Below are 17,926 nucleotides of genomic sequence, written 5' to 3'. Positions count from 1 at the left end.
TCTTACTCCTCTGCCGACTTAGCTTTTGCTTTAGACGGGGCCTTTGCTTTGGGTGCGGCTATTTTCTTCGCTGCTGGCTTTTTAGCCGCAGCTTTTTTCGGCGCGGCTTTCTTCTCGCCATCTGCCGATTTAGCGGCTGATTTACGAGCCGGAGCCTTCTTGGTCTTGGTGCTGCCAGCTTTGGCAGCGATCAGAACCAACGCTTCTTCCATGGTCACACTTGCCGGGTCTTGACCCTTTGGAAGCGTAGCATTGACCTTGCCCCAATTCACATATGGACCGTAACGACCGTCACGAACAGTGATTGAACCGCCATCCGGGTGATCGCCAAGTGTTGCAAGTGCGGTAGGGGTTGCACGGCCACGACCGCCACCGTTGGACTTCTTGTCTGCAAGCACAGCAACAGCGCGGTTCAGACCAACAGAGAAGACTTCTTCTGCGTTTTCAAGGTTCGCGAAAGTTCCATCATGGCTGACATAAGGGCCGTAGCGGCCGATGCCTGCCGAGATCATTTTGCCGGTTTCAGGATGCTGTCCGACGTCGCGTGGCAGTGACAGAAGAGCAATCGCCTTTTCATGATCGACCGTATCCAGTGACCAACCCTTTGGCAGGCTGGCGCGCTTGGCTTCCTTGCCTTCGCCACGTTGGATATACGGGCCAAAGCGCCCACTGCGTGCCGTGATTTCTTCGTTCGTGAATGGGTCTTTGCCAAGTGATTTTGGCTCATCGGAAGCTGCGGCGTCACCATTGCCTTCGCCATTAAGCTGACGGGTGAACTTGCACTCAGGATAGTTGGAGCAGCCAACGAACGCGCCATATTTGCCGAGCTTCAGCGAAAGCTGACCCGTGCCGCAGGTTGGGCACGAGCGTGGATCGCTGCCATCGCCACGATCAGGGAAAGCGAGCGGTGCAAGTTCTTCATTCAACGCATCAAGAACATTGGTAACACGCAGCTCTTTGATATCATCGATGGAGCCTGAGAAGTCGCGCCAGAAATCGCGCAATACGTCTTTCCACAGCAACTTGCCGTCAGAAATCAGATCGAGCTTTTCTTCCAGATCAGCGGTGAAATCATATTCCACATAGCGTTTGAAGAAGCTTTCGAGGAACGACGTAACCAGACGACCTTTCGGATCGGGTGTCAGCTTGCGCTTGTCGATAGTGATATATTCGCGGTCGCGAAGAGTTGCGAGTGTCGCGGCATAAGTCGATGGACGACCAATGCCCAGTTCTTCCATCTTTTTGATGAGCGAAGCTTCAGAATAACGCGGCGGTGGTTCTGTCGAATGCTGTGTGGCATCGATTTTTTCGCGTGCAATCGCTTCGCCCGAACGAATTTCAGGCAGCTTTGCGCTATCTTCATCCTCGTCCTCTTCCTCACGGTGGTCGGTATAGGCGGCGAGGAAGCCGTCGAACTTTGTTACCGAACCGTTGGCGCGTAGCATTGCTGATTTCGAGCCATTGGTGGCTTCGATGTCTGCGGTCGTGCGTTCAATGTCTGCTGCCTGCATTTGGCTGGCAATTGTACGCTTCCAGATCAGTTCATAGAGGCGGGCCTGATCTTCATCAAGGAAACGGCGCATTTCTTTTGGATGACGTGAGAAATCCGTTGGGCGGATTGCTTCGTGCGCTTCCTGCGCATTCTTGGCCTTGCTGGAATAATAGCGCGGCTTTTCCGGCACGTAATTCGGACCGAAGTTTTTGCCAATCGTTTCACGCGCAGCGGTAATTGCTTCCGGTGCAATCTGCACACCGTCAGTACGCATATAGGTGATCAAACCGGCAGTTTCGCCGCCAATGTCGACACCTTCATAAAGACGCTGCGCAACCTGCATGGTGCGCGAGGCCGAAAAACCAAGCTGGCCGGATGCGGCCTGCTGCAGCGTTGAGGTGGTGAATGGAGGGCCGGGATTGCGCTTGGTCGGCTTTGCTTCGACAGAAACAGCCTTAAAGCTTGCGCCTTCAAGCATTGTGCGAATTGCCGTTGCCTGCTCTTCATTTTTAATGTCGAGCTTGCCGAGCTTCTTGCCATCAACTGCCGTGAGGCGTGCGATAAAGGCATCATTGCGCGGCGTTTTCAACGAAGCAGCAATATTCCAATATTCTTCACGGATAAAGCGTTCGATCTCAGATTCGCGATCACAAACCAGACGCAATGCGACCGACTGAACACGTCCAGCGGAACGAGCGCCCGGCAGCTTGCGCCACAGAACCGGCGATAGATTGAAACCGACGAGATAGTCCAGCGCACGGCGTGCCAGATAGGCATCGACCAACGGCACGTCGAGGTCACGCGGATTGGCGATGGCGTCGAGAACCGATTTCTTGGTGATGGCGTTGAACGCTACACGCTTTACGGTTTTGCCCTTAAGCGCCTTTTTCTGGTTCAGAACTTCAAGCACATGCCACGAAATAGCTTCGCCTTCGCGATCCGGATCGGTTGCGAGAAACAATGCGTCGCTATCTTTGAGCGCCTTGATAATATCGGCCAGTCGTTTGGAAGAATTGCTATCCACTTCCCATGACATAGCAAAGTCTTCATCCGGGCGAACTGAGCCATCCTTAGCTGGCAGATCGCGCACGTGACCGAACGAGGCCAGAACCGTATAGTTCGAGCCAAGATATTTATTGATTGTTTTTGCCTTTGCAGGCGATTCTACGACGACAACATTCATTAAAGCAGCCCAGATTCGCGATCTTCACAGGCAAAATGCCAATTCATCGCGTTCAAATTGTTGCCATTCACATGAACAGCGGTTTGCGTTTGGTCAAGAGCGACATGCGAAAAATCGTCAAATACAACCTAAGATTGATGTTGTTAATTATAAACCAGATGGTAGTATTGCTGTGGGGTATATCCAAATGCAGATATCAAATGGATGATTTTAGGATGGAGATAAACGAACGATCTTGGGGGCAAGTATGGTTCAACGGGTGGCGACACGCCGGGAGTTGTTGATGTATATTGAGCAAATGCTTGAGGAATTGATTGTCATGGCTAAAGAAACTAATCAGCCTTTGCTTGTTTACATGATGGATATGGCGTTGCAGGAGGCAAAAGAAGGCAGCCGCAAACGCAAATCTGCAAAATAATATTCAAATATATTTTCTATTGAGGCACCAATGCCACCTGATTGCCGGGATAGCGTAAAAGCCGCCCGGCAAGATCAAGTTCTAACAAAATGAGTTGCGCGCTGCTGGCATCAAGGCTTGTATGGCGCACAAGACTATCCACATCAATCGGCACAACACTTAGCGCATCAAGCAGAATGTCGCGCTGCTCGTCGGTGGTTATTGCATGTGGCGGTTCTGGCGGTTCGTCAAATTGTTTGAGCAGGTCCGGTTGATCTTCGTCACTGTGAATTGCTTCTCGACCTATCAGTGGGTTCAGGGCTTCAATAACGTCATCGGCATTTGTGACGAGTGTGGCCCCTTGTTTCAGCAATGAATTGGTTCCGCGAGCGCGTGGATCAAGCGGAGAGCCGGGTACGGCAAACACCGTGCGGCCCATTTCGCCTGCCATACGTGCACTGATAAGCGAACCTGAGCGTTCTGCTGCTTCGACGACGATCAATCCGAGCGACAGCCCTGCGATGATACGGTTGCGACGGGGGAAATCGCGTGAGCGTGGTTCTGCACCCATCGGCATTTCGGTGATTAATGCGCTCTCATGTTCCGGTATTGCGCGATAGATGGGCAGGTTTTCGGGTGGATAGGGTCGATCAAGACCACCTGCCAGTACAGCGACGGTTCCACTTGTCAAACTCGCCTTGTGTGCCGCTGCGTCAATTCCGCGTGCTAGGCCTGAAACAATTGCGAAGCCAGCGTCACCAAGATCGCGTGCTAGTCTTTCCGTGAAGCGGGCACCGACAACGGATGCATTGCGCGATCCCACAATTGCAACGGGTGGTTTGCGAAAGACATTTGGATTGCCCTTGATAATGACAAGCGGCGGTGGTGCCTCGCAGTTTTTAAGCTGTTGTGGGTAGTCAGGTTCGCCCATGCCGACAAGCCGCGCGCCTATGCGCTCAATCGCTTCAATCTCGCGTTCGGCATCTTCAAGCGGCGTAACACGTACGGGCTTTGAACCACCGCCACGTATATTAAGATCAGGAAGCCGTTCTATGGCACTGGCCGCAGAGCCACAAAACATGATGAGATCGCGGAACGCGACGGGTCCGATATTTTCAGTACGAATGAGACGCAGCCAATTGAGCCGCTGCTTATCTGAGAGGCGAATTCCGTTTTTTGAATTCGCGCTCTGCTTCATCCCTTTTTGCCAATCTTGCTTTCAGTGCCGCTTAGAAGGCGTGAAATATTGGCGTGGTGTTTGATGAAAATGATAATTGTCATAATTGCAAACAGGGTCGCAATCGACAGATCACCACGAACATAAAGCGCGATTGGGACAATGAGGCTGGCCACAAGTGCAGACAGCGACGAATAGCGGGTGAGTAGGGCGGTTACGATCCAAGCAGCGATGAAAATCAGTGCGCTGGGCCATGCGAGGCCAAGCAGAATGCCGAGATAGGTCGCAACACCTTTACCGCCTTTGAAGCCGATCCAAACCGGAAATAGATGGCCGATAAACGCACCAAAACCGGCAGCGATAGCCGCATCCTGACCGAATTTTGAGGCAATGAGGACAGCTGCTGTGCCTTTCAGTGCATCAAGAATAAGTGTTGCCGCGGCGAGTTTCTTATTTCCGGTACGCAAAACATTGGTTGCGCCAATGTTGCCCGAGCCAATTGAACGTACATCGCCCAGTCCTGCCAGCCGTGTCAGGACAAGCCCGAAGGGAATGGAACCAAGGATATAGCCAAATATCAGCGTGCCGAGTGTCACCAAATTGATCAGACCTGCTTCGGCCATGAAACTCCCCATATCTTCTTTATGAATTCAGTTGAGAAGAAAAGCCGTCTAAAATCAAGACGGCTTTTCAAAATTCGTGTGAGCGGCAAGAAAAGCCTAAGGCATTATTCTTGATGCTTATTTAGTGACTGCTAAGCCGTATAAACGGTTTTCCCGCCAACGATCGTGCGGTTGACACGGCCCTGGAAGCGGGCACCTTCAAAACAGCTGTTTTTCGAGCGCGAATGCAGGTCTTCTTCACGAACCACCCATGGCTCATCCAGATCGACAATCGCAAGATCAGCCTTTGCGCCAGGCTTCAGTGTGCCAGCGTCCAGACCGAAGATACGGGCAGGAGCGGTTGAAAGCACTTCCACCAGACGAAGCAACGGAATGCTGTCATTGTGGTGAAGGCGAAGAGCCGCTGCCAGCAGTGTTTCCAGTCCAATTGCGCCCGCTTCTGCATCCGCAAAAGGCAAGCGTTTAGTATCCACGTCCTGCGGATCATGGGCTGATACAACAATGTCGATGGTGCCGTTTTTGACGGCTTCAACCATTGCCAGACGATCCTGCTCACTACGCAAGGGCGGTGACAGACGGAAGAAGGTGCGGAACTCACCAATGTCATTCTCGTTGAGTGAGAGATGATTGATGGAAATGCCAGCGGTGACATTTGCGCCAAGGTCTTTTGACCGCTTGAGCGCATCAGCAGACATGGCGCAGGAAATCTGTGCCGCGTGATATTTGCTGCGGGTGAGCGCAGCCAGACGCAGATCACGTTCCAGTGGAATCACTTCTGCTTCACGTGGACTTCCCGAAAGACCAAGCCAGCTCGCAAACAGGCCTTCATTCATAACGCCATTGGCACCGAGATATGGATCGCGGGTTTCACAGGCAATGACGGCATCGAAGTCGCGCGCATAGGTGAGTGCGCGACGCATCAACTGCGTGTTGGCAATCGTATGGCGACCTTCGGTGAAGGCAACGGCTCCTGCATCTCGAAGCAGGCCGATTTCGGTCATTTCTTCGCCGTGCAAGCCCTTAGTAATGGCTGCTGCGGGGTGCACATTGACGATGGCGGTGTCGCGCGCCGTGCGCTTGACAAACTCAACCAGTGCCACATCATCAATTACCGGATCGGTATCGGGCATCATGATAATCGAGGTTACACCGCCCGCCGCTGCGGCCTGACTGGCCGATGCAATGGTTTCGCGGTGTTCCGCACCCGGTTCGCCGACAAAGACGCGGGAATCAACGAGACCCGGCAAAATCGCCATGCCATTCAGGTTAATGACTTCAGCACCTTCAGGTACGCCCTGATTGCGGGCGTCAGCACCGCTGGCGACGATTTTATCGTCTTTGATCAGCAGGCTTCCGATTTCATCAAGCCCGCGTGACGGATCAATGATGCGGGCATTTTCAAAAAGGATCGCACTCATGAGCGTTCTCCTGCAATTTCTGCGCGGCGCGGATCGAGCAGGGCTTCCATAACCGCCATACGCACCGCCACACCCATTTCCACCTGCTGCTGGATCATACTCTGCGGACCGTCTGCGACGTCGGATGCAATCTCGACACCTCGATTCATCGGGCCGGGATGCATAACCAGTGCGTCAGGCCGTGCGAGTTTCAGCTTTTCTTTGTCGAGACCGTAGAAGCGGAAATATTCACGCACTGAAGGTACGAAGGAACCAGCCATACGCTCGCGTTGAAGGCGCAGCATCATGACCACGTCGGCGTCTTTCAGGCCTTCTTCCATGGTGTTGTAAACTTCAACACTCATATCGGCGATGCCGGAGGGCAGCAGGGTCGAAGGGGCGACGACACGAACCCGTGCGCCAAGTGCATTGAGAAGCAGAATGTTGGAGCGCGCAACGCGCGAGTGAAGCACATCACCGCAAATGGCAACGATCAGGTTTCCGATGTCGCCTTTGGCGCGGCGGATGGTCAGTGCATCAAGCAGCGCTTGTGTTGGGTGTTCATGCGCGCCATCGCCCGCATTGACGACTGCACAACCGACTTTTTGCGCAAGGAGTGCTGCAGCACCGGCAGACGCATGGCGTATAACCAGAATGTCTGGCTGCATGGCGTTCAACGTCATCGCGGTGTCGATGAGCGTTTCGCCCTTCTTGACCGATGAATTGCCGACCGACATGTTCATCACGTCCGCGCCCAGCCGTTTTCCGGCGAGTTCAAACGATGATTGCGTTCGCGTCGATGCTTCAAAGAAGAGGTTGATCTGGGTGCGACCGCGCAGCACGGACTTTTTCTTCTCGGACTGTCTTGAGACAGCCACTTCCTGATCTGCAAGATCGAGAAGACAATTAATGTCCAGGGGCGATAGCCCCTTGATGCCAAGCAGGTGGCGATGAGGATAAATCGGTGAGACCGTTTGATTTGTCATGGCAAGTCACCCGTATAGAGCCGCAAGAACTGGACCGCAACCGCCCTTATAATGGCTTTGGCCGATTCACAAAGAAAAACCTGTATTCTTTGGGCATAAAGCGGTGGGCTGTGTGAAAATGTTAGGAAATTACGATGCAAGAAAGCATAGAATATTAAATCGCTGAGCTTCAAAAGGCTCGCGAGCTGATTTTGAATTGACCAGAACCAAACGGATGAGCCTGTGAAAACGCACGAAGTCACCAACCAGACACCGTCCATGACGGGCACAAATGCATATCTGGGCGATCCGCTTCTGATACAGATCGCAGCACGCTTTCCCAAAGAACTGCATTCTGATCTGGAAAACACCGGACGTTTTGTCATGTCGGCGGAAGCGCAGGATCTGGCGCGCCTTGCCAATACAGAGCTTCCAAAGCTGCGTACCCATGATCGTCAGGGTCGGCGATCTGATCTGGTGGAATATCACCCCGCCTATCATGCGCTAATGCGCCGTTCGATTGCACAGGGTCTACATTGCTCGATTTGGGAAGCCAATCCAGCTGAAGCCGGACGTCGCCATCAGGCACGCGCTGCGCGCTTCTTCTTGACCGCACAGCTTGAGGCAGGGCATCTGTGCCCGCTCACCATGACCAATGCGTCGCTTGCTGCCGTCATGGCGTCGCCTGATCTTTACAAGGAATGGTCGCCGCAGATTTTGTCGCGCAAATATGATTCCTCGCAAAAGCCTGCCTTGCAAAAGCATGGCATAACGCTTGGCATGGGCATGACCGAGAAGCAGGGCGGCACGGATGTGCGCGCCAATACAACCAGCGCCGAACGCAACGAAGACGGCACCTATACAATCAGTGGTCATAAGTGGTTTATGTCGGCTCCAATGTCGGATGCTTTTCTGGTGCTGGCGCAGGCGGAAGAAGGTCTGTCCTGTTTCTTGTTGCCGCGCCTGACCAATGAAGCGGCTGGCAACGGCTTCTTCTTCCAGCGTCTCAAAGACAAGCTCGGCAACAAATCCAATGCCTCCGCAGAAGTCGAGTTCGATGGCGCTATCGGTCATCTGGTCGGCAATCTGGGCGAGGGCGTCAAAACCATCATGGATATGGTCACGCTGACGCGGCTTGATTGTGCTGTTGCCTCTGCTGGCCTTATGCGTTCGGGACTGGCTGAGGCCGTTCATCATGCACGTCATCGCGAAGTGGGTGGGCAAAAGCTGATCGAACAACCGCTGATGAGCCGCGTTCTCGCTGATATGGCGCTTGATGTGGCGGGTGCGACTGCACTGTCCATGCGTCTGGCGCGTGCCTTTGACATGGCTGCAAGTGACCGCGCAGAAGCGGCTTTTGCGCGCTGCATGACGCCGGTTGTTAAATATTGGGTCTGCAAGATTGCACCGGCATTGCTTTATGAAGCGATGGAATGCCTTGGCGGCAATGGCTATGTTGAAGATGGCAATCTTGCACGCGCTTATCGCGAAGCGCCGGTCAATGCGATATGGGAAGGCTCGGGCAATGTCATGGCGCTTGATGTGGCGCGTGTGCTTTCGCGTGCACCGGCACTGTTCGACGAAGTTCTCGACTGGATTAGCGGACAGTTGGGTGTACGCGGGCAGGGCACCATTGATGTGTTGCAGGCAGCTTTGCAGCTAACCGAAACCGATCAGGGTGTTGCACGCCTTCTGACGGAGCAGCTCGCTTATGCTGCTGCAGCTGCAGAACTGCGCAATCTTGGGGCAGATGATGTGGCAGACGCGTTTATTGAGACACGTCTTGGCGGGCAGTGGCGTTCGACCTATGGCATGCTGGATGCACGACACAATGCCAACCGGATATTGGATCAGCTTTATCCTGCGTCGTAATCGCTGTCGTCAAAATGCGATGAGCGCAGCATGTGCAGACGATCCAGTGCACCTTGCAGGATGAAGGAAGCTGCGGCCGAATCGATGCGTTCGGCCCGCTTGCCGCGGGAAACATCCATGCCGATCAGCGCGCGTTCGGCAGCGACTGTTGAAAGCCGCTCGTCCCAATAGACGAAAGGCAGATCGGTCAGGGGCTGCATGGTGCGCACGAAGGCACGCGTTGCCTGAACGCGTGGTCCGGCTGAACCATCCATGTTCATAGGCAGGCCAATAATGATGACGCCAACTTTGTCGGCTTCAAGCGCTTTGAGCAGCACCTGTGCATCGATTGTGAACTTGGTGCGTTTAACCACAGGACGTGGATGCGAGAACGACAGGCCGAGATCAGAAACTGCAAGGCCAATAGTTTTAGTGCCAAGGTCCAGCCCGGCGACAGTCTGGCCGGGTTGCAGGATTTCCAAAACGTCTTCGATTTCAACGACGGCCATGTGTCCTCATAGTATTTTGATCAGGCTTCATATTGCCTGATGGAATTGAGCCGTAATATCTGTTTTAGAGTTGAAAATCGAGCCACACGGAGAAATACAATGAAAATCACTTGGTTGGGCCATGCAGCCTATCGCGTTGAAACAGATAAGGCCGTTATTCTTATTGATCCGTTCATCAATGGAAATCCGGGTGCTAAGGGCATCGATTTCAAGGAAGCCACCAAGGGCACCACGCATATCGCGCTGACGCACGGTCACGGCGATCATATTGGCGATACGGTCGCGATTGCTAAGGAACATGGTGCGACCGTTATCGCCAATGCTGATCTGGCCACATGGCTCGGAAGTCAGGGCGTTGAAAAGCTTGACGCTGGCAATACTGGCGGCACGCTGGCGCATGAAGGCTTCACTGTGACTTTCGTCAATGCCCTTCATTCATCGGCTATGCTGACCGAAAATGGCGTCAGCCAGGCGCTTGGTAATCCAAACGGGTTGGTTTTCCATTTCAACGATGCACCGACACTTTATCATATGGGTGATACGGATATTTTCTCCGATATGGCGCTGATCAATGAATTGCATCAGCCGGAAATCGGCATTGTGCCGATTGGTGATCGCTTCACAATGGGCGGGGCTGTGGCGGCTCTTGCCTGCCAGCGTTATTTCAACTTCAAAACCGTTCTGCCATGCCATTATGGTTCGTTCCCGATCATCGATCAGACGGCAGACAAGTTTTTTGAAGCTATGGCTGACCATAAGCACACAAAGGTACTGGTGGCGAAACCGGGCCACGCTCATCGCTTCTAACTATGGATGGGAGCGCAAGAAATGTTGCGCTTCCGCACCCACACCGTTATAGCCGGTAAAAGAACCTTTTCGGGGTGGCGGTCCGCCGCCCTAAACATGCATTTGCGGAGAACAGGATGTCCGTCGATATTTCAACCGTCAAGCGCGTCGCGCATCTTGCGCGTATCGCCGTCACAGAAGACGAAGCCGAGCGCATGACTGGCGAACTCAATGCAATTTTGGGCTTTGTTGAGCAATTGAATGAAGTTGATGTTGAAGGTGTTGAGCCTATGACCTCGGTTTCGCCGATGAAAATGCGCTTACGTGAAGATGCCGTGACGGATGGCAATATTGCCAATGCCGTTGTTGCGAATGCGCCTGTTACCGAAGACAATTTCTTCGTGGTGCCAAAGGTCGTTGAATAGACCTTTTATCATTCACCACGAATGCGCCGGTTGCGGCGTGACTTTACAGGATTTGATGATGAGCGAACTGACCGCACTGACCATTGCCGAAGCGCGCGACAAGTTGAAGGCTAAAGCCTTCACAGCGACCGAACTGACTGACGCCTATATTGCGGCTATTGATTCCGCCAATGACAAGATCAATGCCTATGTCGCTGTGACGCCTGAAAAGGCGCGCGAAATGGCAAAGGCTTCCGACGCTCGCATTGCCGAAGGCAAAGCCGGTGCGTTGGAAGGTATTCCGCTTGGCGTAAAAGACTTGTTCGCGACCAAGGGTATTCACACGCAGGCCTGTTCGCACGTTCTTGACGGCTTCAAGCCTGAATATGAATCAACCGTCACTTCCAACCTCTGGGCTGACGGCGCTGTCATGTTGGGCAAGCTCAACATGGATGAATTCGCGATGGGTTCGTCCAATGAAAGCTCCTATTACGGTCCGGTGAAGAATCCTTGGCGCGCAAACGGCTCGGATGTTGATTTGGTGCCGGGCGGTTCTTCGGGTGGTTCCTCCGCAGCTGTTGCAGCGCATCTTTGCGCAGGCGCTACGGCATCTGATACCGGCGGCTCGATCCGTCAGCCAGCTGCGTTCACCGGCACAGTTGGCATTAAGCCGACCTATGGTCGCGTTTCGCGCTGGGGTGTTGTCGCTTATGCATCGTCGCTTGATCAGGCTGGTCCGATTGCGCGCGACGTTCGCGACGCTGCAATCCTGCTCAAATCAATGGCATCGGTCGATCTGAAAGATACAACGTCTGTTGATCTGCCGGTTCCAGATTATGAAGCAGCTATCGGCAAGTCGCTGAAGGGCCTCAAGATCGGTATTCCGAACGAATATCGTATCGACGGTATGCCGGAAGAAATCGAAGCGCTTTGGCAGAAGGGCGTTCAGTATCTTAAGGATGCTGGTGCAGAAATCGTCGATGTTTCGCTGCCGCACACTAAATATGCGCTTGCCGCTTATTACATCGTTGCACCTGCTGAAGCTTCGTCCAACCTCGCGCGTTATGATGGCGTGCGCTATGGTCTGCGCGTGCCGGGCAAGGACATTGCCGATATGTACGAACAGAGCCGCGCCGCAGGTTTTGGCAGGGAAGTAAAGCGCCGCATCCTGACGGGAACCTATGTTCTGTCGGCGGGCTATTACGATGCTTATTATCTGCGCGCGCAGAAGGTTCGTACACTGATCAAGAAAGACTTTGAAAATGTCTTTGCAAGTGGTGTTGATGCAATTCTGACGCCGATTACGCCTTCTGCTGCGTTCAGCATTGGCGACAAGGAACTCGCAAACGATCCGGTTAAGATGTATCTCAATGACATCTTCACCATCACGCTCAACATGGCGGGTCTGCCGGGTATTGCTGTTCCTGCGGGCCTTAACGATCAGGGCTTGCCGCTTGGTTTGCAGTTGATCGGCCGTCCATTTGAAGAAGAAACTTTGTTCCAGGCAGCCAATGCAATTGAGCAAGCAGCTGGGCGCTTTACCCCAAAGAAATGGTGGTAAGATCTGAAACTCTCATTCGCCGGGCATCGCCCGGCGAATTTGTTTTGATGGCTGAGCTAGCAGTTCGGGCATGGCAAACCGCAGCACGCAACATTACGCTCACGAATGAAAGCTGGGCAGGGCTTCAGGCCAAATTCCTTCGTGATTTGTATGAGAATGCCGATGGTGTTCTGCTCGCGGAACGAAGCAGCGAGATTTGCGGCTGGGGGGCTCATGTCCCGAAATCAAACTATATTTCCGACCTCTGGATTGATCCTGCCCATCACGGTCAGGGACTGGGCGGCGCGTTGCTTGATGCGTTGATGGCTCAGATTGTTCTCAATGGCTTTTCAGATGCCGAAATCGGCACACATGCCGATAATCTCCTGGCAATTAGACTGTATGAGAAATTAGGCTTTCGCATTTATCAGCGTAGCGAAGAATGGTCGGCAAGCTTTGAGCGCAATGTTGAAAAAGTCCGAATGCGCGCAGACTTATAAAGCGTCATTGCCATTTTAAGACATGCGCCTATCCTCTTATAAGGAATCGTTTTTCAGAGGAGGGGCTTATATGTGGATTATGCTTACGGACGTCAGCGGCGAGCGAGTCGCGGTCAATTTCAACCACGTTTTGTCATATAATGCCTATGGTACAGGAACGCGTATTGTAACGCTGAGCACTGATCTTACATTCTTTGTCAAAGAATCGATTGATGATATTCAAACCAAGCTCGGCATTGATGTAAAACAATAAATCACCTGTGGGGGCGTGCTTTCGTTTATTTTAGTTTTTGATATCTAATTGCTTGACCTTCCAACGATGGCAAGCCTCATCTTTTGGCATGAGATAAACCACGGAGGTTCTCATGCCATTTTTGAATATGTTTTTGGTTGATTATAAACGCGCGACAAAGAGTTTTTTAGCGGGTGTGGTGGTCGTATGTCTGGGAGCAGGCATTGCTCAGGCGCAGACAAATGCTGGCGATTCACACATGCATCATGGTAGCAGTGCTGCGAAAGCTGATGCGACTTCCGATAATTCTGCGGTTTCGGCTTATAAGGATGCGAATGACCGTATGCATGCAGGCATGAGCATAGAATATACGGGCGATGCGGATGCAGATTTTATGCGGGGAATGATTCCACATCATCAGGGTGCGATTGATATGGCTCGCGTTGTACTCAAATATGGCTCTGATCCGAAGGTGAAAGCCCTCGCGGAAGAAGTCATTTCCGCACAGGAAGCCGAAATCAAAATGATGCAGCAATGGCTGGCAGATCATAATAAATGATCTGATGGCGGGCGAATATATGCGCCCGCAATCCTTCACGGATCTGTATTCCGACTTATTGCTTACATGCCGTTAAGCTGAGCTAAATATCAAGCTCTTCTACGAATGCAGCGCGATCCTGAATGAAGCGGAAGCGGGCTTCCGGCTTTGTACCCATCAGATCATCAACAGTGACGCGTGTTTCTTCGATATAATCTTCATCAACATGGACGCGCAGAAGGGTACGCTTCTTAGGGTCCATCGTGGTTTCTTTGAGCTGTTCGGCGCGCATTTCGCCGAGGCCTTTGAAGCGGCCAAGCTCTACCTTACCGCGACCTGTAAACATTGTGCGCATCAACTCATCTTTGTGCGCATCGTCACGTGCATAGGCAACTTTGCCACCCTGACTAATGCGGTAAAGCGGCGGAACGGCCAGATAAAGGTGCCCGTTACGGATAAGGTCCGGCATTTCCTGGTAGAAGAACGTAATCAACAGCGATGCAATATGCGCGCCATCCACGTCCGCATCTGTCATGATGATAATGCGATCATAACGCAAATCTTCTTCGCGATAGTTTTTACGCGTGCCGGCACCCAAGGCCTGCACGAGATCGGCAATCTGCTGGTTTGCTGTTAGCTTTTCGCGGCCAGCACTGGCGACATTCAGGATTTTACCACGCAGCGGCAGGATCGCCTGATTGGAGCGATTGCGCGCTTGCTTGGCAGATCCGCCAGCGGAATCACCTTCCACGATGAACAATTCAGCACCCGCAGCCGCATTTTGCGTGCAGTCAGCAAGCTTACCCGGAAGACGCAGCTTACGCGTTGCGCTCTTGCGAACGGTTTCCTTTTCCTGACGACGACGCAGACGTTCCTCTGCACGGTCAACAACCCAATCGAGAAGGCGTGATGCCTCTTGCGGCGACGCGGTAAGCCAATGATCGAATGGATCGCGGATTACATTTTCTACAATTCGCTGCGCTTCGACGGTTGCAAGCTTATCCTTGGTCTGGCCGACAAATTCAGGCTCGCGAATAAAGACGGACATCATAGCAGCGGCAGATATCATCACGTCATCGGTGGTGATGATTGAAGCGCGTTTGTTGTTGGTCAGTTCCGCATAGGCTTTGAGGCCACGTGTGAGGGCAATACGAAGACCCGCTTCATGCGTGCCACCATCGGCAGTCGGGATCGTATTACAGTAGGAATTGACGAAGCCGTCGCCGCCATACCATGAGATCGCCCACTCAACGGCACCATGACCGCCTTGCTTTTCGGTTCGGCCAGAGAAAATCTCACGCGTAACCTGATGCTCTTTGCCAAGTGACGCCGAGAGATAATCTTTCAGACCACCGGGGAAATGGAAAACGGCCTTTTCAGGTGTTTCTTTCTTTGGGTCGAGAAGCGACGGATCGCAACTCCAACGAATTTCGACACCACCAAACAGATACGCCTTTGAGCGCGCCATGCGATAAAGCCGGTGCGGATCAAAATGGGCGCTCTTGCCGAAAATATCGGGGTCCGGATGGAAACGTACGCGCGTACCACGACGGTTGTGGACTTCGCCGACATCTTCAAGACCACCCTGCGGAATGCCGCGCGAAAAGCGCTGGCGATAAAGGCGTCGATTGCGCGCAACCTCTACTTCCAGAACATCGGAAAGTGCGTTGACCACCGATACACCAACACCGTGCAGGCCGCCGGAGGTTTCATAGGCTTTGCCATCAAACTTACCGCCTGCGTGCAGCTTGGTCATGATGACTTCAAGCGTCGACTTTCCCGGCACCTGTGGGTGCTCATCAACCGGAATGCCGCGTCCGTTATCGCTAACTGTCAGGAAGCCTTCAGTATCCAGGCTGACTTCAATAAAATTGGCATGGCCTGCAACCGCTTCGTCCATCGAGTTATCGATGACTTCTGCGAACAGATGATGCAGCGCCTTCTCGTCAGTGCCGCCGATATACATACCGGGGCGCAGACGTACAGGCTCAAGGCCTTCAAGAACGCGGATGGAAGATGCGTTGTAATCATCGCCACTCGACGAAATAGGTGGAGCTTTTGTTGTCACTGAAGCAGGTTTCGGTGCAGATGGCGGTGTGACCGTTTGGGCAACAGGCTGTGGTGCCGGAGCCTTATCGGGCTGTCGGTCCGTCTGCCGTTCACGGGCATTGCTGACTACTCTGGAAAAGAGATCGTTATCGTCCATCTTTGTCCGAAAAGCTTTCTGTCTGAAACCTATAGGACCGCCCCATGCGAACGGTACCAAATCTATATCTGCGAATCACACAGATGATGCCACGATAATACCCGTAACGCGAACAAAGTTCGCCTTACGTTCCGCTTTTGCCCGAACTTATCAAGTGGTTTTGTGCGTTGCGAGACCGATTTGCACCACAAACATGGCGAAAGTCAAACCGCAGGCTCAATTACGCGGATTAAGATAGAAACAAGCCGATCATTCGCGTAAGCGCAATTGCAGTGATGAAATTGTGAGTGATAAAATGCACGGCACGGCGACAGGCGGTACAGAAGCGCATGTAAAGGGCATGGCGATCATGGTGCTTTCGGTGCTGCTACTGCCGCTAATGGATGCCATCGGCAAGTGGCTTGCCATGATGGATAACATGCCTCCGGCGACCGTTACCTTCATGCGCTTTTTCATTCAGTCCGGACTGATGTTTGCAGTTTTGATTGCCATGGGCGGCTTAACCGCGCTGCATACGAAACATCTTACAGGCAATCTTGTGCGTGGCGCGCTGATGGGCTTTGGCGGAACGTGTTTCTTCACCGCCGTTAAATATATGCCGCTCGCCGACGCCATGGCGGTGTTTTTTGCCGAGCCGCTGATCCTCACATTGCTATCTGCTATATTTCTTAAAGAAAAGGTCGGTTGGCGCCGGTTCAGTGCGGTCGGTATCGGGTTGATTGGTACGATGATCGTTATTCAGCCGAGCTTTGAGATTTTTGGTGCGGTATCGCTGTTGCCGTTGGCAACTGCCGTTACTTTCGCGATCTATCTGATTTTGAACCGCAAATATGGTGCGAAAGAAGGTCCTGTCGTCATGCAGTTTTATGCAGGCGTCGGTGGATCGCTGATCGCAGGTCTGTTTATGATTTTTGGCACGGCTGCTGGCGTTGAAGATCTAAGCTTCGCGCTGCCTCATAGCCTACAGCCTTGGTTGTTGCTGTTTCTGCTGGGCGCAATTGGCACAGTCAGCCATTTGTTGGTTGTGCAGGCATTTAAGCTTGCCCCAGCATCCATGCTAGCACCGTTTCAGTATTTGGAAATCGTCAACGCGGTTCTGGTTGGGCTGATTATATTTGGTGATTTTCCGACGCCGTCCAAATGGTTCGGCATCTTCATTATCGTAGGGTCGGGCTTTTACGTCTTCATGCGCGAGAGGCGAATAAAAGTCGTCTGATTATTTCGTCTGACGAGGGCCGAAGACGCTTTCAAAAGCTACTCCAAGAGCAACATCCACGTCGCCCATGGTGATCGGCAAGCCAAGATCGACAAGGCTGGTCACCCCATATTCCGCAATGCCGCAAGGGACGATGCCGCCAAAATGTTCGAGCTCTGGCTCGACATTGATGGCAATGCCGTGGAAGCTCACCCAGCGGCGCAGGCGAATGCCGATAGCAGCGATCTTATCTTCACACATTCCACCATTGGCAAGCAGCGGCTTTTCTGGGCGTGAAACCCATACGCCAACACGATCTGCACGACGTTCACCTTTGACGTTGAACTGGGCCAATGTCTCGACGATCCATTGCTCAAGTGCGGTTACAAATGCCCGGACGTCTTCACGGCGACGCTTCAAGTCCAGCATGACATAGGCCACACGCTGACCGGGGCCGTGATAGGTGTATTCACCGCCACGTCCGGTGTTGAAAACCGGGAAGCGATCTGGCGTCAGAAGATCTTCAGTGTGAGCGCTGGTGCCGGCAGTGTAAAGCGGCGGATGTTCGACAAGCCAGACAAGCTCGCTGGCAGTGCCCTCGCGAATAGCTTGCACGCGCTGTTCCATGAACGTGAGCGCTACTTCGTAATCCGTTAATCCGTCCGCGACGAGCCACTCCACGGACTGATCTCCTGACTGCGGCAGAAAATGCGTCAATCGTTTTGGTTCGTTGTCTGGATGAGCGGTAGGGCAAGCGGAGCTATCATTCATAGCAGCAGCATATGCAGCTTTTTCAATCTCGCCACCAGATGTCAAAATGCCTCTATAGAAGATGACGGATAAAATTCAAAGATCGATGCCGTTGATGGCAAATTGCTGGAGCGATCAAGGCGGTCAGTATTGGTGAATTGAAACTCATAAAGTAAGCATC

Annotated in this window: 17 protein-coding genes; 9 read left to right on the top strand and 8 right to left on the bottom strand. The window is 52.8% G+C overall.

Annotated elements, in window-relative coordinates; translation table 11 throughout:
* Nucleotides 1-2: 2 nt before the first annotated feature.
* On the bottom strand, nt 3-2,675 hold the full coding sequence (gene topA / locus WH356_RS08225; protein ID WP_339509705.1) for a type I DNA topoisomerase: 2,673 nt from the start codon (nt 2,673-2,675) through the stop codon (nt 3-5).
* A gap of 283 nt (nt 2,676-2,958) precedes the next feature.
* Between topA and WH356_RS08220 the strand changes: the two genes are divergently transcribed.
* A complete protein-coding gene (locus WH356_RS08220) occupies nt 2,959-3,093 on the top strand; it encodes a hypothetical protein (RefSeq protein WP_339509703.1) in 135 nt (44 codons plus the stop codon).
* A gap of 16 nt (nt 3,094-3,109) precedes the next feature.
* Here WH356_RS08220 and dprA read toward each other — a convergent pair whose 3' ends face one another.
* From dprA to WH356_RS08200, 4 genes are all read right to left on the bottom strand, one after another.
* On the bottom strand, nt 3,110-4,270 hold the full coding sequence (gene dprA / locus WH356_RS08215; protein ID WP_339509701.1) for a DNA-processing protein DprA: 1,161 nt from the start codon (nt 4,268-4,270) through the stop codon (nt 3,110-3,112).
* Nucleotides 4,267-4,872, bottom strand: coding sequence for a glycerol-3-phosphate 1-O-acyltransferase PlsY (gene plsY / locus WH356_RS08210; RefSeq protein ID WP_339509700.1), 606 nt, complete (start codon nt 4,870-4,872; stop codon nt 4,267-4,269). Before plsY ends, dprA begins: the two co-directional genes overlap by 4 nt.
* Nucleotides 4,873-5,003: 131 nt before the next feature.
* A complete protein-coding gene (locus WH356_RS08205) occupies nt 5,004-6,290 on the bottom strand; it encodes a dihydroorotase (protein WP_339509699.1) in 1,287 nt (428 codons plus the stop codon).
* Nucleotides 6,287-7,255 (bottom strand): aspartate carbamoyltransferase catalytic subunit, encoded by a 969-nt coding sequence (locus WH356_RS08200; protein ID WP_339509698.1) that lies wholly within the window; start codon nt 7,253-7,255, stop codon nt 6,287-6,289. Before WH356_RS08200 ends, WH356_RS08205 begins: the two co-directional genes overlap by 4 nt.
* A 222-nt stretch (nt 7,256-7,477) precedes the next feature.
* On the opposite strand from WH356_RS08200, the gene WH356_RS08195 reads away from it, so the two are divergent.
* The gene (locus WH356_RS08195) at nt 7,478-9,106 is read left to right on the top strand and encodes an acyl-CoA dehydrogenase family protein (RefSeq protein ID WP_339509697.1); all 1,629 of its coding nucleotides are present in this window, start codon (nt 7,478-7,480) and stop codon (nt 9,104-9,106) included.
* Here WH356_RS08195 and ruvX read toward each other — a convergent pair.
* Nucleotides 9,091-9,594, bottom strand: a complete 504-nt coding sequence (gene ruvX / locus WH356_RS08190) for a Holliday junction resolvase RuvX (RefSeq protein WP_339509696.1) — start codon at nt 9,592-9,594, stop codon at nt 9,091-9,093. The two genes, WH356_RS08195 and ruvX, sit on opposite strands and share 16 nt — an antisense overlap.
* Before the next feature lie 99 nt (nt 9,595-9,693).
* On the opposite strand from ruvX, the gene WH356_RS08185 reads away from it, so the two are divergent.
* The 6 genes from WH356_RS08185 (at nt 9,694) to copM (ending at nt 13,615) form a co-directional block, all read left to right on the top strand.
* Nucleotides 9,694-10,401 carry a metal-dependent hydrolase gene (locus WH356_RS08185; RefSeq protein ID WP_339509695.1) on the top strand — a complete coding sequence of 236 codons (708 nt, stop codon included), beginning with the start codon at nt 9,694-9,696 and terminating at the stop codon, nt 10,399-10,401.
* Nucleotides 10,402-10,517: 116 nt separating this feature from the next.
* Nucleotides 10,518-10,805, top strand: coding sequence for an Asp-tRNA(Asn)/Glu-tRNA(Gln) amidotransferase subunit GatC (gene gatC, locus WH356_RS08180; protein ID WP_113499140.1), 288 nt, complete (start codon nt 10,518-10,520; stop codon nt 10,803-10,805).
* A gap of 58 nt (nt 10,806-10,863) precedes the next feature.
* Entirely contained in the window at nt 10,864-12,345 is a 1,482-nt protein-coding gene (gene gatA, locus WH356_RS08175; protein WP_339509694.1) for an Asp-tRNA(Asn)/Glu-tRNA(Gln) amidotransferase subunit GatA, read from the top strand.
* A gap of 47 nt (nt 12,346-12,392) precedes the next feature.
* Nucleotides 12,393-12,824 carry a GNAT family N-acetyltransferase gene (locus WH356_RS08170; RefSeq protein WP_339509693.1) on the top strand — a complete coding sequence of 144 codons (432 nt, stop codon included), beginning with the start codon at nt 12,393-12,395 and terminating at the stop codon, nt 12,822-12,824.
* A 70-nt stretch (nt 12,825-12,894) separates the two neighbouring features.
* A complete protein-coding gene (locus WH356_RS08165; protein WP_310011354.1) occupies nt 12,895-13,077 on the top strand; it encodes a hypothetical protein in 183 nt (60 codons plus the stop codon).
* 112 nt (nt 13,078-13,189) lie between these two features.
* Nucleotides 13,190-13,615: a CopM family metallochaperone gene (gene copM, locus WH356_RS08160; RefSeq protein ID WP_339509692.1), complete on the top strand. Its 426-nt coding sequence runs from the start codon at nt 13,190-13,192 to the stop codon at nt 13,613-13,615.
* 82 nt (nt 13,616-13,697) lie between these two features.
* Here copM and parE read toward each other — a convergent pair whose 3' ends face one another.
* Complete coding sequence (parE, locus tag WH356_RS08155; RefSeq protein WP_339509691.1) at nt 13,698-15,800, bottom strand: DNA topoisomerase IV subunit B; 2,103 nt, start codon at nt 15,798-15,800, stop codon at nt 13,698-13,700.
* 295 nt (nt 15,801-16,095) lie between these two features.
* On the opposite strand from parE, the gene WH356_RS08150 reads away from it, so the two are divergent.
* Nucleotides 16,096-17,016, top strand: coding sequence for a DMT family transporter (locus WH356_RS08150; protein WP_339510317.1), 921 nt, complete (start codon nt 16,096-16,098; stop codon nt 17,014-17,016).
* Here WH356_RS08150 and lipB read toward each other — a convergent pair whose 3' ends face one another.
* Nucleotides 17,017-17,766: a lipoyl(octanoyl) transferase LipB gene (gene lipB / locus WH356_RS08145; RefSeq protein WP_339510315.1), complete on the bottom strand. Its 750-nt coding sequence runs from the start codon at nt 17,764-17,766 to the stop codon at nt 17,017-17,019.
* Nucleotides 17,767-17,926 lie beyond the last annotated feature (160 nt).

The organism is Ochrobactrum sp. MYb379 (genome assembly GCF_037479515.1).
In the GTDB taxonomy this organism is placed as follows: domain Bacteria; phylum Pseudomonadota; class Alphaproteobacteria; order Rhizobiales; family Rhizobiaceae; genus Brucella.
Note: the sequence above shows the minus strand (reverse complement) of the source record. Positions and strands in the feature narration are given on the sequence as shown.

Bases quoted from the DNA above. Each gene is read 5' to 3' on its own strand.
- topA (WP_339509705.1), bottom strand. From the start codon at position 2,675: ATGAATGTTGTCGTCGTAGAATCGCCTGCAAAGGCAAAAACAATCAAT.
- WH356_RS08220 (WP_339509703.1), top strand. From the start codon at position 2,959: ATGTATATTGAGCAAATGCTTGAGGAATTGATTGTCATGGCTAAAGAA.
- dprA (WP_339509701.1), bottom strand. From the start codon at position 4,270: ATGAAGCAGAGCGCGAATTCAAAAAACGGAATTCGCCTCTCAGATAAG.
- plsY (WP_339509700.1), bottom strand. From the start codon at position 4,872: ATGGCCGAAGCAGGTCTGATCAATTTGGTGACACTCGGCACGCTGATA.
- WH356_RS08205 (WP_339509699.1), bottom strand. From the start codon at position 6,290: ATGAGTGCGATCCTTTTTGAAAATGCCCGCATCATTGATCCGTCACGC.
- WH356_RS08200 (WP_339509698.1), bottom strand. From the start codon at position 7,255: ATGACAAATCAAACGGTCTCACCGATTTATCCTCATCGCCACCTGCTT.
- ruvX (WP_339509696.1), bottom strand. From the start codon at position 9,594: ATGGCCGTCGTTGAAATCGAAGACGTTTTGGAAATCCTGCAACCCGGC.
- WH356_RS08185 (WP_339509695.1), top strand. From the start codon at position 9,694: ATGAAAATCACTTGGTTGGGCCATGCAGCCTATCGCGTTGAAACAGAT.
- gatC (WP_113499140.1), top strand. From the start codon at position 10,518: ATGTCCGTCGATATTTCAACCGTCAAGCGCGTCGCGCATCTTGCGCGT.
- gatA (WP_339509694.1), top strand. From the start codon at position 10,864: ATGAGCGAACTGACCGCACTGACCATTGCCGAAGCGCGCGACAAGTTG.
- WH356_RS08170 (WP_339509693.1), top strand. From the start codon at position 12,393: ATGGCTGAGCTAGCAGTTCGGGCATGGCAAACCGCAGCACGCAACATT.
- WH356_RS08165 (WP_310011354.1), top strand. From the start codon at position 12,895: ATGTGGATTATGCTTACGGACGTCAGCGGCGAGCGAGTCGCGGTCAAT.
- copM (WP_339509692.1), top strand. From the start codon at position 13,190: ATGCCATTTTTGAATATGTTTTTGGTTGATTATAAACGCGCGACAAAG.
- parE (WP_339509691.1), bottom strand. From the start codon at position 15,800: ATGGACGATAACGATCTCTTTTCCAGAGTAGTCAGCAATGCCCGTGAA.
- WH356_RS08150 (WP_339510317.1), top strand. From the start codon at position 16,096: ATGCACGGCACGGCGACAGGCGGTACAGAAGCGCATGTAAAGGGCATG.
- lipB (WP_339510315.1), bottom strand. From the start codon at position 17,766: ATGAATGATAGCTCCGCTTGCCCTACCGCTCATCCAGACAACGAACCA.